The 15,616-nt window shown below is 63.2% G+C and carries 12 protein-coding genes and 1 pseudogene; 8 read left to right on the top strand and 5 right to left on the bottom strand.

The annotated features are described in order from the left end of the window. Positions 1-14: 14 nt before the first annotated feature. Together AC1DQ3_RS24215 and AC1DQ3_RS24220 are read left to right on the top strand one after the other, a co-directional pair. Positions 15-2,357, top strand: a complete 2,343-nt coding sequence (locus AC1DQ3_RS24215) for a penicillin-binding protein 1A (protein WP_477122698.1) — start codon at positions 15-17, stop codon at positions 2,355-2,357. Between the two features lie 321 nt (positions 2,358-2,678). Continuing rightward, positions 2,679-3,245, top strand: a complete 567-nt coding sequence (locus tag AC1DQ3_RS24220) for a phasin family protein (protein WP_477122709.1) — start codon at positions 2,679-2,681, stop codon at positions 3,243-3,245. 317 nt (positions 3,246-3,562) lie between these two features. Here the strand turns inward: AC1DQ3_RS24220 and AC1DQ3_RS24225 are convergent, their stop codons facing one another. After that, on the bottom strand, positions 3,563-4,825 hold the full coding sequence (locus AC1DQ3_RS24225; protein ID WP_477122699.1) for a polyhydroxyalkanoate depolymerase: 1,263 nt from the start codon (positions 4,823-4,825) through the stop codon (positions 3,563-3,565). A gap of 97 nt (positions 4,826-4,922) precedes the next feature. Between AC1DQ3_RS24225 and AC1DQ3_RS24230 the strand changes: the two genes are divergently transcribed. Next, positions 4,923-5,576: a glutathione S-transferase family protein gene (locus tag AC1DQ3_RS24230; RefSeq protein WP_477122700.1), complete on the top strand. Its 654-nt coding sequence runs from the start codon at positions 4,923-4,925 to the stop codon at positions 5,574-5,576. Between the two features lie 43 nt (positions 5,577-5,619). Next, on the top strand, positions 5,620-6,570 hold the full coding sequence (locus tag AC1DQ3_RS24235; RefSeq protein ID WP_477122710.1) for a YihY/virulence factor BrkB family protein: 951 nt from the start codon (positions 5,620-5,622) through the stop codon (positions 6,568-6,570). A 282-nt stretch (positions 6,571-6,852) separates the two neighbouring features. Here the strand turns inward: AC1DQ3_RS24235 and AC1DQ3_RS24240 are convergent, their stop codons facing one another. After that, positions 6,853-8,931 (bottom strand): catalase, encoded by a 2,079-nt coding sequence (locus tag AC1DQ3_RS24240; RefSeq protein ID WP_477122711.1) that lies wholly within the window; start codon positions 8,929-8,931, stop codon positions 6,853-6,855. A 106-nt stretch (positions 8,932-9,037) separates the two neighbouring features. On the opposite strand from AC1DQ3_RS24240, the gene AC1DQ3_RS24245 reads away from it, so the two are divergent. Together AC1DQ3_RS24245 and AC1DQ3_RS24250 are read left to right on the top strand one after the other, a co-directional pair. Beyond that, positions 9,038-9,349 carry a hypothetical protein gene (locus tag AC1DQ3_RS24245; protein WP_477122701.1) on the top strand — a complete coding sequence of 104 codons (312 nt, stop codon included), beginning with the start codon at positions 9,038-9,040 and terminating at the stop codon, positions 9,347-9,349. 218 nt (positions 9,350-9,567) lie between these two features. After that, a pseudogene (locus AC1DQ3_RS24250) lies at positions 9,568-9,932 on the top strand (PA2169 family four-helix-bundle protein). 1,428 nt (positions 9,933-11,360) lie between these two features. Here AC1DQ3_RS24250 and AC1DQ3_RS24255 read toward each other — a convergent pair. Further along, positions 11,361-11,564 (bottom strand): CsbD family protein, encoded by a 204-nt coding sequence (locus AC1DQ3_RS24255; protein ID WP_477122702.1) that lies wholly within the window; start codon positions 11,562-11,564, stop codon positions 11,361-11,363. A gap of 94 nt (positions 11,565-11,658) precedes the next feature. Between AC1DQ3_RS24255 and AC1DQ3_RS24260 the strand changes: the two genes are divergently transcribed. Then, on the top strand, positions 11,659-11,970 hold the full coding sequence (locus tag AC1DQ3_RS24260) for a hypothetical protein (protein WP_477122703.1): 312 nt from the start codon (positions 11,659-11,661) through the stop codon (positions 11,968-11,970). A 231-nt stretch (positions 11,971-12,201) separates the two neighbouring features. Next, a complete protein-coding gene (locus AC1DQ3_RS24265) occupies positions 12,202-12,648 on the top strand; it encodes a BON domain-containing protein (RefSeq protein ID WP_477122704.1) in 447 nt (148 codons plus the stop codon). Positions 12,649-12,756: 108 nt separating this feature from the next. Here the strand turns inward: AC1DQ3_RS24265 and ku are convergent, their stop codons facing one another. After that, positions 12,757-13,761 carry a non-homologous end joining protein Ku gene (ku, locus tag AC1DQ3_RS24270; protein WP_477122705.1) on the bottom strand — a complete coding sequence of 335 codons (1,005 nt, stop codon included), beginning with the start codon at positions 13,759-13,761 and terminating at the stop codon, positions 12,757-12,759. Between the two features lie 258 nt (positions 13,762-14,019). Next, on the bottom strand, positions 14,020-15,616 hold a 1,597-nt coding region (gene ligD / locus AC1DQ3_RS24275), incomplete at its 5' end, for a DNA ligase D (RefSeq protein ID WP_477122706.1).

Below are 15,616 nucleotides of genomic sequence, written 5' to 3' on the forward strand. Positions count from 1 at the left end.
CGCTGGGTAGCGTCATGAATCAAAGCCGAAACTCCCGGATTCTGCGTGGGATTGTGTGGCTGCTGGTAACGCCCTGTTGCCTGCTGGTAATTGGCGTGCTGGTCATTCTGTTTGCCGCCGTGCTGGAATATTCAAGACTCCCCTTGCTCGGCGATTTGACGGACTACCGTCCTGCATTGCCACTTCGGGTGTTCACGGCGCAAGGCACGCTTATCGGTGAGTTTGGCAAGGAGCGACGCATGGTCGTCGCGTTTGCCGACGTCCCGCAGTCGCTTCGACTTGCGATTGTCGCCGCGGAGGATGATCGCTTCTATCAGCACCACGGGATCGACTACCCGAGCATCGTCCGTGCCGCGCTCGCCGACCTGTCGAGCTGGGAAAAACGGCAGGGCGCGAGCACGTTGACGATGCAACTGGCGCGCAGCGTGTATCTGTCACCGGAGAAGAGCTTCGAGCGGAAGTTTGCCGAGGCGCTCCTGGCGCTCAAGATCGAGCAGACCTTGAGCAAGGAGCAGATTCTCGAAAGATACGTCAATCAGATCTATCTCGGCGAAGGCGCATATGGATTCGCCGCCGCGGCCGATGTCTACTTCGGTTCGCCACTGAATCAGTTGAGCGTTGCGCAGGCGGCGCTGCTGGCCGGCCTGACCAAAGCGCCTTCGCGTGACAATCCCGTGGTCAACTTTGCAGCAGCGATCACCCGTCAGCGCTATGTACTCGGCCGGATGCTCGCGTTGGGCGCTCTTACGCCGGACCAATTCCAGCAGGCAACGGCGGAGCCGATCCACCTGCGCGAGGCGCGCGCGCGATATCGCGTGAACGCTGCGTACGTTGCAGAGGAAGTGCGCCGGATCATGGTGCAACAGTATGGCGAGGCAGCGTACCAGATCGGGCTCAATGTCTATACAACCCTACAGGACGCGGATCAGGCGCGCGCGTACCAGGCGGTCGCGCGTGGGTTGGTGGCCTACGATATGCGGCATGGCTATCGGGGGCCGGAGCGCAACCTTGACCTGCCGCGTGATCCCGTGCAGATCAAGCCGGTAGTGATGCAGGCATTGAGCGGGCTCCCATCCATGGGCGGGCTGGTGCCGGCGGTAGTGCTAAGTGTGCACGGAGGTGCGGCGAGCGCGATGTTCGCCGACGGTAGCACAGGGAGATTTTCCATCGGGCCCATGGGACGAGCCACGCTCAGCAAGGGTCGCGCAATGCCGCTGCCTGCGCGGCTGCAGATTGGATCGCTGGTTCGACTTGAGCGCCTGGACAATGGAACATGGCAGCTTGCCGAGATTCCACTGGCGCAAGCTGCGCTGGTTTCTATCGACCCGGCCACGGGAGCCATCACGGCATTGCAGGGCGGCTTCGATTTCAGACTCGAATCCTACGATCACGTGACGCAGGCACGGCGGCAACCCGGGTCCAGTTTCAAACCATTTATCTATTCTGCTGCGCTGGAAAAAGGGCTGATGCCGGCGTCCATGGTCGACGACAGTCCATTCGTCGTGCCGCCATCCGGGCCGGGACAGAAGGCCTGGGCGCCGGTTGACTATGAGCGGAATTACCTCGGTCCGATCTCGATCCGATACGCGCTCGCCGAGTCGCGCAATGTCGTGGCGGCGCGGGTCATCGAGCAGATCGGTGTGCCATATGCGAGGCAATATGTGACCCGCTTCGGCTTTCCGCTCAGTGAGATACCCCCGTACCCCTCGATGGTGCTTGGCGTAGGATCCTTCACGCCGCTGCAAATGGCCATCGCGTATGCGACGTTTGCGAACGGAGGTTACCTGATCCGGCCGTACCTGATCGACCGCATGACCGATTCGGGCGGCAATGTTCTGTTTCAGGCCCACCCGCTGACTGCAGCCGATGGCGCGCCGCGGGTGATCGATGCCAGGAACGCGTTCATGATGACCAGCATGCTTCATGACGTCGTCGAGTATGGCACGGGGGCAGCGGCCAAACAGTTGGGGCGCGGCGATCTGGCGGGTAAGACCGGCACCACCGATGACTTCATTGACGCGTGGTTCGACGGGTACTCGTCCGACCGACTGACGATCACATGGATCGGCTTCGACCAGCCTCGGTCGCTGGGAAAAGGCGAGGTGGGTGCCCGCGCAGCGCTGCCGATCTGGATGGATTTCATGAAAGCGGCGCTCGAGAACAGCCCTGAACGTCAGCCGACAGTCCCTGACGGTGTCGTGACGGTCCGGATCAATCCGGCAACCGGGCTACAGGTGCCGGAAACAGACCTGTCGGGGCGGCTTGACTACTTCTTCGAAGAAAATATCCCGCCGCTGCAGCCGAACACCATCGAGAATGACGAGGCTCAACCCGAAAGTGTGCCGATGGAACAGTAAGCACGGCTCTGATAATCATCGCGTAGGCGACCGTGGTGGAGTCCTGGTGAAGTTCCAGTCCGATATATACCTGCTATCACGGCATGCCGCTGGGTGCGGCGCATCTGGCGCGTAAACAAAAAAGCTACTCCTTGCCTTGCAAATACGGGTGGGGCGATATTGAATGGATCGGGTCCGCCATGAACTGGCAATTCTCCCTCCTTGTCGAGACCGTCTGGGATCTCAGGCTACTGGTTCACGCCGATCCCGATCCTTGGCAATCGCACAAGCATGGCCGTCCGACGGCAGGAGCCGCGCGCCCGGCCGATTCAGGAGCGCATGATGAACCCATCTCCCCCCGAACAATTCACCGCCACACAACAGGCCAACGTCGCCATGATGTTCGGCCTGGTGAACAAGGCCTTCGATGGCTTCGAGAGACTGGTTGAGCTGAATCTGCAAGTCATGAAGTCGACGATCATGGAGGCGCAGGAGAACTTGCAGATGGCGTTGTCCGCCAAGGGCCCGCAGGAGTGGCTTGCGCTGCAGGCCGGCCTGATGAAGCCCGTCGGCGAGAAGGTGCTCTCCTACAATCACCGCCTGCGCGAGATCGGGGCGGCCACCCAGGCCGAGTTCACCAAGGTGAGCGAGGCGCAGTTCGAAGCGTACACTCGCCGCATGCAGGAGTTGGTCGATGAGCTAGCCAGCAGCGCCCCGGCCGGTTCGGAAGGCGCAGTGAGCACCCTGACCTCGGTGATCGCCGCAACCAATAAACTGTGTGAGTCGATATACCAAACTGCGAAGCAAGCGGTGGACGCCGCAGAGCAGACCTTCAGCACTGCGAGCAACACGGCATCCAAAGCGGCTAAGCAGGCCGTCGAGCACGCGTCGCGCACCGCCAAGGCTTGACTGCGAAGTAAGCCAGCCCGCAGCGGCTGATCCGCGCCAGTGCGATGCGGGGGTGGCGCTTTTCTTGCTCAGCCCCGAACGCGTATTGGACAGATACTCAGTGACGGCGCACAGGCCGTTTCAGTCGCTATGAGGTATCTTGCGGGCCGCTTTGGCGGGCCGAAGTCTAGCCCATCGTCCGCGCTCTGATCCAGCATACGTCTGGCAGCCTGGTGTGCCGCGGCTGTCGGCCCGGCGGGGAAATGCATGCACGTGGCATGCAGGGGCCGCTGCTTCTCTGATGTGGGGCCGGAAGGGCGGACCTGCGCGCGTGTTGCTCAGCCGTGCACTGGCTGGGCGGCCTCCACGCAGCGCTGTTCCGTTTCGTGGATGAGCTTGCGCAGCAGTGGATAGATCTGCGTCGCCCAGCGCCGGCCCGCGAACACGCCGTAGTGCCCGACGCCGGTCTGGACATAGTGGGATTTCCGACTGAGCCGCAACTCGCTGCACAACTCCTGTGCCGCCTCGGTCTGCCCAACCGCGCAGATGTCGTCGTTTTCCCCCTCGACTGTCAGCAGCGCCGTGTGCCGGATGGCGCGCAGGTCCACGCGCCGCCCGGCGACCGTCAAGCAGCCCCGCGGCAGGGCATGCTGCTGGAACACCCGGCTCACGGTATCGAGATAGAACTCGGCCGGCAGGTCCATCGTCGCAAAATAGTCGGTGTAGAAGGCCCGGATCGCCTCGGCCTTGGCCGTCTCGCCATCCAGCTTGTATTGGTAAGCCTGGAGCAGCGAGGCAATATGCCGATCCAGGTTCATGGACAGGAAAGCGCACACCTGCACGAAGCCGGGATAGACGCGCCGCATCGCTCCCTCGAAGCGAGCCGGCACGGTGTCGATCAGGTTGGCCTCGAACCACGCGAGCGGGGTGCGCACCGCCAGTTCATTGATGCGGGTCGGATTGATGCGTGTATCGATCGGCCCGGCCATCAGCGTCATGCTGCGCGGTAGCGCAGGATCGCGGTCTTCGGCCATCAATGCGACGGCGGCCAGGGTGGCCACCGTCGGCTGGCAGACTGCCACTACGTGCGTTCCTGGGCCGAGCCAGCCGAGCAAGCTGATCAGCTGGGCGACAAAGTCGTCAAAGCCGAAGGACCCGCAGGACAACGGAATGTCGCGCGCGTTATGCCAGTCGGTGAGATAGACATCGTGGTCTGCCAGCATTGTGGCCGCCGTGGTGCGCAGCAAACTGCCGAAATGGCCTGCCAGCGGCGCGATCAGCAGCACACGTGGTTGTCCGGGCGTAGTGTCCCGCCTAAAATGCAAAAGGGAGCAAAACGGCGTGGCGAGCACTACCTCTTCGCTCACCGCAACCCTGTCACCGCTGGCACCGTTACCCCGCACAGCGAGGATGCCAAAGGGAGGGCGCTCGTGGCGCAGGCGCACGAGCGAACTCCATTCCAGGAGCGCGCACCACTCCCGCGCGAAAGCGGGCCCGGACGCAAGCATCGGCGACGCAGCGCAGGACGCGGCGGCATCGTCGGTCGCCGCCTGCAGCGGAGCTAATAGGTCGGCCAGCATCTGGTACGCCTGGTAAATCATGGGGTGACTCACAAAACGCACATCGGCAACCACGCTGCGATACGCATGACGTGGCGTCGATATTACTAAGTCACTCCTTTATATCGCAGAGTTCGCCATGTCAAGGACAACCCTGACCATCAACAGCAGGAACTATGGCGCGTGGTCGCTGCGCGGCTGGCTGCTGGCGAAATTCAGTGGGCTGGAGTTTGAGGAGATCCTGGTGCCGGTGACGGACGCGGCCAGCCGCGCGGAACTATTGCTGCTGTCGCCCTCGACGCTTGTTCCGCGACTGGAACATGAGGGCGTCACGGTCTGGGATACGCTGGCCATAGCCGAGTACCTGAACGAAGTGCTGCCGGAGGCTCGGCTCTTGCCCGAGGACCGCACTGCCCGTGCCCATTGTCGGGCGATTTGCGGCGAAATGCACTCCGGATTCAGTGCCATGCGCGCAGCCTTGCCGATGAACCTGCGCGTCCACCGCTCCGGCTTCAAGGTCTGGTCGCGCGCCCAAAGCGATATTGATCGGATCGCCGCCATCTGGCGCGAATGCCTGTCTGCTTATGGCGGGCCCTATCTGTTCGGAGCGCGCACCGTGGCCGATGCCATGTATGCGCCAGTCGTCACCCGGTTTCGCACCTACGAGGTCAAGCTCGATGTGGTATCGGAAGGCTATTGCCGCACGATCATGGCGTTGCCGGAGATGCTGGAATGGATAGAGGCGGCAGGGCGGGAACCCGAAGAGATCGACGAGCTGGATATGGAGTTCTGAGCCTCCCAGGCCCATGGATGCCCCCGGCGTTCGCGAAGAAATCATGACGCCAATTCGCCTACTGACATACCGACAGTGCTTAGTTCTGCTCAAGGACACGGTCACTGCGTGGCTCGAGGATTACGCGCCCAGCATGGGAGCCGCGATTGCGTACTACACTGTGTTCTCGATCGCCCCGCTGCTATTGATCGTGATATCGGTCGCAGGTGTTGTCTACGGAGCGGATGCAGCGCGTGGCGCGGTCGCCGCCCAGTTGCAGGATTTACTGGGCACCGACGGCGCACAGGCCGTGGAGGCCATGTTGCTGGCGGTCAGCGAACCCCGCGCCAGCACCTTGACGGCGCTGCTGGGATTCGTGGTTTTGCTGGTGGGCGCCACGACCGTCTTTGCCGAGTTGCAGAGCGCCCTTGACCGAATCTGGCGGGTGCCGGAGCGCCAGAAGTATGCCGGTCTCTGGGAGCTGCTGCGCGCCCGCGTGCTGTCGTTCGGCATGATCCTGGGCATCGGCTTTCTCCTGATCGTCTCGTTGCTCGCCAGTGCCGGCGTGGCGGCGCTGAGCGGCGTATGGTGGCCTCTTTTCGGCGAGATTGAAGCAATCGCGCATGCCGTCGACTTCCTCGTCAGCCTCGCTCTGGTGACTACGGTGTTCGCCATGATCTACAAGGTCATGCCGCGCGCCAGAGTGCGCTGGCGAGACGTATGGCTGGGTGCCTTCGTCACCGCCGTGCTCTTTGCGATCGGTAAGGTCTTGATCGGTCTCTATATCGGAAAGAGCGGCGTGGCCAACGCCTACGGGGCCGCAGGCTCTTTGATGGTATTGCTTCTGTGGGTGTATTATTCAGCCCAGATTTTCCTGCTGGGCGCAGAGTTTACGTGGCTATATGCGCACCGCTTCGGCTCGCTCCGAGGGGAAGCAGCTTCGCCGCCTACAGCCGAGGTCCTTCCAGGTCGCTTCATCGAATCATCTGAAGGTCCGGCACACCACGAACAATGACACGGCTGCGCCGGACATCTTGTGCCGAAACTGCCCTGGCGCGGTACAGACACGGCCAAGCGGCGGTACCAGCAAGGACCTTGATACACGCGGCCCGCTGGCCGCCGGCATGCGACGTTCGACGACCTGGGCTGGCGCAATAACGTGGCGGTGGCGGATGGGCTAGCTCGTCCAGGCGCAGCAGCAGCGACCTGCAGTGGCAAGCATTGTTCCACTCGGTCGGCAAGGCCTTTCCGGCGGCGAGACGAACCAGAGCGGGCAGCTCCCGCAACGCACCTGCCTTCACGCCATGATGCGCGCGGCGTCCGGACGCGCCCACCAGCGATGCTGGCCCACAGCTTCCAGGAACGCATCGTGCTGGGCTCTCGCGTCGTTCTTGCCCAGCACCACGCCCGGCCCGGCAAAACCGCCTTCGATACCGGCGGCCCGCGCGGCCGCCGCAACCAGTACGGCGCCGGTGCCGCCCGCACCGACCGGTTTGTAGTGCTTGTAGGCCTCGCAGACAAAAAGCAGGGCGGCGGGATCGGCGCGCAGCGCGTCGACATCGCCGTCGGGCACGTACACGGCGTCGAACAGCACCGAACCCACGGCCGGCAGCGCATGATCGACCGCCACCGCTTCGCCTTCCGCGGAGGTGACACCATTGGCGCGCGGACCGATCACTTTGGCGGATGCCCCGGCTGCTCCGGCGCGCGCCTTGAGCGAGGCCACCGCCGCGCCGCTGACGCCATCCGCCACCAGCACGGCAATCTTGCGGCCACGGATGTCCCCCTTGGGCTGGGACGCCAGGCTCAACGCGGGCGAAGCCTCGATGCCATAGTCATCGATCTCGACCGGCCGGCCAACAGGCTCCACCTCAATGCCAAGCTTGCTGGCCACGCCGCTGGCCAGCTCTGGCGCGACATGGGCCAACTGACCGACCACGCGGGCACGGATGCCGGGAATCTCCACCTTGGAGAGTTCGAAGGTGTAGGCATCGACGATCTGAGCCTTCTCGATGTCGGACTGGCTACGCCAGAACAGATTGGCCTGAGAGAAATGATCGGAGAAGGTCTCGCTGCGTCGGCGAATCTTGGCCGCACCGTCCGCAACAACTTCCGCATAGCCCAGGTGGGCGTCGGTCTCGCCCGCCAGGAATGGGCAGCCGCCACCCACGGCGTTGGGCTGGTAACTGGAGCGCCCCTTTACCACGGTCTGGCGCATGAAGCCGTCGCGCTGATTATTGTGCACGGGGCAAAGCGGCCGGTTGATCGGCAACTCGTGGAAGTTGGGTCCGCCCAGCCGTGTGAGCTGGGTGTCCAGGTAAGAGAACAGCCGGCCCTGCAGCAGCGGGTCGTTGGTGAAATCCAGGCCTGGCACCAAATGCCCTGGGTGGAACGCAACCTGTTCGGTCTCCGCGAAGAAGTTGTCGGGGTTACGGTTCAGCACCATCTTGCCCACGCGGCGCACCGGCACCAGTTCCTCGGGGATCAGCTTGGTCGGGTCGAGCAGGTCGAAGCCGAACTGGTGCTCGTCTTGCTCGGGCACCAGTTGCACGCCCAGTTCATACTCGGGGAAGGCGCCGTTCTCGATCGATTCCCACAGGTCACGCCGGTGGAAGTCGGGGTCCTTGCCATTGATCTTGAGGGCTTCGTCCCACACCAGAGAATGGGCGCCCAGCACCGGCTTCCAGTGAAACTTGACGAAGGTGGCGCGGCCCTGCGCATTGATCAGCCGGAAGGTGTGCACGCCGAAGCCCTCCATGGTGCGGAAACTGCGCGGAAGCGCGCGCCCGGACATGGTCCACAGCACCATGTGCATGGATTCCGGCTGCAGCGACACGAAATCCCAGAAGGTGTCGTGCGCCGAGGCAGCTTGCGGAATCTCGTTGTGCGGCTCGGGCTTGACCGCGTGGACGAAGTCCGGGAACTTGATGGCATCCTGGATAAAGAACACCGGCATATTGTTGCCGACCAGATCGTAGTTGCCTTGCCGCGTATAGAACTTAACAGCAAAGCCGCGCACATCGCGCGCCAGGTCCGCGGAGCCGCGCGAGCCCGCTACAGTGGAGAAGCGCGCGAACACCGGCGTCTGTACGCCTGTGCGTTGCAGGAAATCTGCCGTTGTGTAGTCGGCCAGTGATTCGTACAACTCGAAATAGCCGTGGGCTGCGGCACCGCGCGCATGGACCACGCGTTCGGGAATGCGCTCATGGTCGAAATGAGTGATCTTCTCGCGCAGCTGGAAATCTTCCAGCAGAGCCGGCCCGCGCGTGCCCAGCCGCAACGAGTTGTCGTCCTCGCCAACCGGCATGCCCTGGTTAGTGGTCAGCACGCGGTCTTCATTGGAGACCACATTGCCGACCGTGTCGGAGCCCAGCATCTTGGGCTGGGGAGATAGCCGCTCCTTCACGGCACGGTCGTAAGCGGCCTCCGCGCCGGTAGCCGCGCGGCTTGCGGTCTGCGTCACGTCGCTGGTCGAGGCTCCCGTGACCCTATCCGGCGCAGTACCGCTGCTGGCGGACCTGAGTTTCGTGTCTGCGTTGCCGCCCGATTTGCTGTTGGGCCGCCTGGCGGCCGAAGTCTTGTTGGAAGTAGGCGTCTTTGGCATGGCGAATCCTGAAAAGCGGCTCGGCAGAGAAAAGGACGTCTCATCCAAGGCAGATAGCGTGCCGGCACCGCAGCGGCATCCGCAAGATGCCCGACGGCAGCCTGTGGCGCGCGCTTTCGCCTTTGCGCGTCCATGGCCTTGGCGTCTTCATTTTCCTGGCACGACACGTGCGTTTTACATGGAAATGTAATTTGTGCAGCAAGCCGTGCCGTTGCTCTAGGCAGGCGCCGACAAGCATTCACGCAATCTCCCTACAGCATGCGAACGCGCGCATTCGTACCATTGAGGGGTGGCCAGTGCAGGGCGCACAGGAGAGCCCAGGTACCCGGTCTGCTTTAACGAAGTGTCGTCTTCACGGCGACATTCTGTTTTGCATCTCCATATCGTCCGTCTTTTCCAGGAGCTGACATGGCTGACAAAAATATCTCCGTACTAAACGACCTGATTGAAGTTTCGCGTGACGGCCAGCAAGGCTTTCTCAAGGCAGCCGAAGATGCGCAGAACCCCGAACTGAAGTCGCTGTTTTCCAGCCGTGCCGCAGAGATTGCCGCGGCTGGGTCAGCCTGCGCACCGCCGTGGCTGATCGCAACGACCTTGCCATCCTGGAGGAAGCCGAGAAGGGCGAGGACGTGGCCAAGAGAAAGTACGCCGATGCGCTGCAGGAGACGGAGCTGAGCCTCGACATTCGCGCGCTGGTGGAGCGCCAGTACCGGGGGGTGCTGCGCAACCACGACCAGATCCGCGACCTGCGCGACCGTTATCGCGCGGCCTGACCCCACGCCTGAGGAGGTAAGCGCGCCATGGCAAACTGAGGGGTGAGGCATCCTGCTATCCGCCGGCGCAGCCCTGCATGCCTTCCAACCAAATGAAACCCGTGCAAGCTGCGCTGGCGGTCGCCTTGGTTGTCATGCCAATTCTCTCCGAGGCTCTCGACCTCGGTCCCATGCCGCCTTGTGGCGCGGACGCATCGCCGGTCTATTCCACGGGCCTGTCGCGGTACCGAGGCCAGGTCGATGCATCCCTTGCAGAGGTTGTAAGGATTGCAAGTAGCCTCCTTCAATGGGAAATGTGAGAGCCGGCAATTCAGCGCGAACCGCGGCCCTGCGGCATCATCTGCACGGCCGGCGCAGCGGCGCTGCATGGAGCAGGCTTGAGATGCCCAAGCGCCAAGTTGGGAGCCATGAAGCGCTTGTCGGGGCGCACCGGTGTTGCCCGCATGCAGGTGCCGTCGCGTGAGGAGATCGGCGGCGTGATGGTTGATATTAGCGTCCCTTCGGGTCCGGCACGCGAGTCTGGTCGATGGAGCCGCCGCCCGTGCCTTTTCTCTTCCTTCCGTGCAATCCGTCAGTGTCGGCCTTCCCGGCGCTCTCCGACGCCGCCTTTGGCTTCCCGCCAAGCGCGTGAGGCAGTCCTCCCTCCGTGTATGGCACAGCGGGGATATCGTGGGGATCTTTGGCAAGTCCACCGGGGTTGGTCGGGGTAGCGCCGCCGGGTAGGACGCCGGGCGGGGTACCAGGGCCGGGGGTAATCCGGCTGCCCTTCGGACCTTGATCTGTACGCACCTCTGAGGGCTGGGCCATAGCCGGACCTGCTGCGTCGAGCAAGGCAGAGAGGGCGATGGCCAACATCGCGAGTCGTCGCATGATTTGCTCCTTGTCTGCTTCCTTGAATTCCTTCTGTTGCTTCGGGCCTCCCCGACCGAACCCACTTGGCGCATTAGGCTCGTGTCGAGCGCGGACTGAGATTGGTACTCTCGGTGGCTTGCCCTACGCCTGTTTTCCCCTCCTGCCGCGGAGGCATGAAGTTGCATACGCCGTTCCAGCTAGTGGTCCTGTGAAGGCAATTCACGCAGCCGTTCAAGCGCTTCAAGCGCGGTATCGCAGTCGTCTTCGCCGCGCAATCGTTGGGTGTCGATGTAAATCAGTATCGATCTCACCACGATGTTCTTATCCTCACACCGGGACGATGTCGCGGAAACGCACGCGACCCCAAGCTCCGATCGCAAGCTCTCTCGGACGATATCGATAAACATCGTGCAGGCGGAGGGGTGCAAACTGCTCTCGGATGACGCAGCACGGACGGCGGCTGCATCAGCCGCCGTCCATAGGATGCAGAGGTGAAGCATCAAGGCGATCAATTGCTTTTTTTGCGACGAGATTATTGTGAAGGGGCAGAGATCGCAAATCACATAGCCTTCCCTTTTACCAGCGTATGTCGCGTTCCCACGCCTTCAATTCCTCTTCCGCGCGCTCCTTGGTATAGCCATAGCGCTCCTGGATGCGGCCGGCAAGCTGATCGCGCTTGCCCCGGATCTGGGTGAGGTCGTCGTCGGTGAGCTGACCCCACTTTTCCTTGACCTTGCCTTTGGCTTGATCCCACTTTCCCTCGATCTGATCCCAATTCATGTCGACTCCTTGATTGTGTTTGCCGTCAGCACCGCAGGTTACTGCCAAGTGCACCCGGACAGCTGCCGTTTTACGGTTGGCCTTGGCCTCCTTGATGGCCCGGTTGACCATCCTGTTTACCATCCTGTTGCAAGCCACTGCGGTCTTGCTGTTGCTGCTGGCCTTGGCCCTTGTCCTGGTTGCCCATCTGGCCGCCACCTTGCTGCTTCTTGTCCTGGTCACTACCTTGCTGGCCGCCGCGTTGGCCGGATTGCGACTGGTCCTGTTGCTTCTGGCCCGATTGCGATTGGTCCGGTTGCTGTTGCTGCTGTCCCATTATCGTCTCCATGACGCGGCGGGCTTGCCGCATCGCCGTAGCCGCAATCGGCGTGCCAGCCTCGAGTTGCTCCTCTACTGCCTCGGATAGCGCATGCAGTGTTCAGAAGCGGCATTGGCTTCGTTCGCGCGCTGGCCAGAATTACAAATTCCTGCTCCGAGTTACACATCGCAGCGTAGCGAGTGCGTGACATCCGCGGCAGCACTCTGCTTCGCCCCCTGTCGGCAGGTACGCTTCTTGCGGTTCACGAGAACTCATGGATTCAATGCGTGTGACGGCTCATGTCGAACCTGAGCCGATCACATCCTCAGGAGATGAGCGATGAAAATTCCCGTACGTAGCCTGGGCATGACTTGTGCCGCTGCTGCGCTGGCGGCAGCTACCGGCGGCGCGTCTGCGCTCGATACAGGCGGCTTCATGCGCGTGGCCGCCGACACCACCCCGGCTGTGCCGCCCGTCTTGGTCCCTGGCGTGCCGGCCCGTGCCGAGGGTGACCGCGACCAGCGGCCTGCGGCCACCACTGAAATGAGCGCCGACAAGGTCGAGCAATCCGTCAGCGACAGCGCCATTACGACCAAGGTGAAGACCAAGCTGCTTGCCACCAAGGACCTGAGATCCACCGGCATTCACGTGAAGACCAAGGACGGCACGGTCAACCTGAGCGGCTCGGTGCCGACGAAGGCACAGCACCAGCTCGCAGTCGATGCCACGCGTAGCGTTGAGGGCGTGAGTTCGGTGAACGACCAGATGAAGGTGTTATCGCGCTAGTCCGCAATCGCCGTTTCCGCGGCCGGCAGCCTGGCTGAGGGCGTTTCACGCAGGACGCCGACGATGGGTTCTCCTTGCGCAAGATGTAGCGCGGGCCTGCGGTTCGGCTCAGCCGTGCTTGTGTTTGGTAGCCTGCCGGCTGGTGCTGCCTGCTGTGGTCCTGCGCGCCGAAGCGGCGTGCGCGGCCCGCTTGGCAGGCGCGTGTTCTGCCGTGGCGCGCTTGGCCGCGGTCTGCTTCCTTGCGGCGACATGCCGGGCAGGTGCCTTCCGGCGCGCGCGCCCACCGCTATCGCTGCTTGCGTCGTCCTTGCCGCGACGGTTCAGGCTTTGTTTGAGCAGCGCCACCATGTCGATGACCTTGGCGCCCTGGCGCGGGGCTTCCGGTTCCTCGGCCGCCGGCGTGAGCTGATGGGTCTTGCCGGATTCGATCTTTTCTTCGATGCGGGCCATCAGGTCGTCACGATAAGTATCGCGGTATTGCTCGGGGGCCCAATCCTCGCTCATGTCTCCCACCAGCTTGCTCGCCATTTCCACTTCGCGCGCACGCGCGCCGGTAGGTTTGCCAGTGGCAGGTTTGGGCAGGTGCAGTTCCGACATCGGTAGCACCTCGTCGGCAAAGCGCATGGTGTTGAGCATCAGTGCATTGTCATGCACCAGCATCGCGGCGAGGTGCTGGCGGTTGCGTAGCACCACCAGTGCTAGCGCGGCGCGGGCGGTACGGCGCATGGTTTCGTGCAGCAGCGCGTAGCCGCGTTCGCCGCGCTTGTCAGGTTCGAGGTAGTAGGGCGTATCGAAGTAGTAAGGTGGAATCTTCTCCGCCTCCACGAAACTGACGATATCGACTGTCTGCGTGGCCTCGACATTGGCCTGCCGGAAGTCTTCTTCGTTCAGCAGCACGTATTCGTTCTTCTCGTACTGGTAGCCCTTGACGATGTGCGCCTTGTCGATCGGCTTCCCGGTGCTCTTGTTGATGCGCTGGTAGCCCACGGGCGCCATGTCGCGCACGTCCAGCAGATCGAGGTCGATGGTCTGGCTGCGCGATGCCGGCCGCAGCACGACCGGTATGTTGACAAGCCCGAAGGTGATGGCGCCTTTCCAGATGATGCGTGACACGATGGAACTCCTTGCACAACCCGGATGCCCGCTGCGGAGGAGGCGGCGGCAGATCGCCGGGTGGCGGATCGGTGACGGGTTCGGGCGGCCCGGGCGGCGGCTCGGGCGGCGGCATTTCCGGCTTGTAGGGGGGGATGTCGGGGTCAGGCGTGATATGCACGGGGTTGGCTCCTTGCTTTGGTGGACGCGTGGCGGACGGCACGCTCACGCGTCGAGCCCGTCGAGCAGGCGCGTCAGTTAAAAATGCGTGCCGCAGCGTCAACCGCGCGCCAGGCGTGAAGCCGCACGCGTGATGACCTGCCGCGTGTCGGCATAGCCGTCCCAGGCATCGTGCGACTCCAGTTCCTCGATCCGCGGGCCGACATTGCCAACGTTCCACTGCGCGGCGCTGCGCAGCCCGTCCAGTTCATCCCATGCGAGCGGGATCGACACGCCCAGGCCGGGGCGCGCACGCGCCGAGAACGCGGCCACGGTCGTGGCCCCGACGCCATTGCGCAGGTAATCGATGAAAATCTTGCCAATGCGATTGCGCGCGCCGCTCTTTGCAACAAAGCGCTGCGGGATGGTTGCGGCGATATGCAGCACCGCCTTGTGCGCAAAATCCTTCACTTCGTCCCAGCCGGCGCGTGGGGTGACTGGCACGACCACATGCAGGCCCTTGCCGCCGCTGGTCTTCACGAAGCTGGCCAGGCCCAGTTCGAGGAGCAGTGCCCTGACCAGCGCGGCCGCCTCGCGCATGTGCGGCCACGGCACGCCTTCTCCGGGGTCGAGATCGAAGATGATGCGGTTCGGCTTGTCGATGCTGCGCTTGTTCGCATTCCACGTGTGGAACTCCACGACATTGAGCTGCGCCGCCGCAATCAGTCCCGGTGCCGACACGATCTCCAGCAGCGCCGGATGCCCAGGCCACAAGCTTGCGTTCAACATGTTGATCCCTTCGACCTGCAGTGTGTCGCCGTGCCGCTGGAAGAACTGTTGCCCGTGCACGCCGGCCGGTGCGCGCACCAAGGCGATTGGGCGTCCGCGCAGGTGCGGCAGCATCAGCGGTGCGACGCGGTCGTAGTAGCGAACCAGCTCGCCCTTGGTGATGCCGGTTGATTCGTCGATCACGCGATCGGCGTGGCTGATCGCCACCTTGCCGACCGCGGGGGTGCGCTTTCCCTTGCCGCCCCTCGCGCCAGCCGGCTCCCTGGCCTGTTCGACCGCTATGCTGCCCGCGGGCTTGTCGGTGCGCAGCCCGTGGAACACGGAATGCCGCACGCGCCCTTCGCGCGTCCAGGAGCCGAACGATACTTCGGCCACCAGTTTTGGTCGCACCCAATGTCCTTTCACCGACGCGGGCAGCGCATGGAACGGCGGCTTGTCCGCCCGTAGCGCATTCAGTTGCGTGCGCAGGTTGCCGAGCGTACGGGTGTCGAAGCCGGTGCCGACGTTGCCCGCGTAGCGCAGCTGGCCGCTGGCATCGTGAATGCCAAGCAGCAACGCACCGATGCCCTGGCGGCTGCCCTTTGGGTCGGTAAAGCCGCCCACCACGAATTCCTGGCGCAGCGTGCACTTGAGCTTGATCCAGGTATTGGTGCGCGCGCTGACATAAGGCGCGTCGGCGCGTTTGCCGATGACGCCCTCCAGCTTCATGCGGCAGGCCGCCTCCAGCATGTCGTTGGCACTTGCTTCGAATTCCTCGCTGAAGCGCAGCCGCGGTGCCGTATTGCTTTCGAACAGGCGGCGCAGCAGCGCGCGCCGTTCCGCCAGCGCAACCTTGCGCAGGTCATGGCCGGCGTAGAACGGGAGGTCGAACACGAAGTACTGGATGGTGTCGGCATGCGCCGTCTCAAAAGCGTTCTGCAACGCCTGG

The organism is Cupriavidus sp. 01T418 (assembly GCF_056398885.1).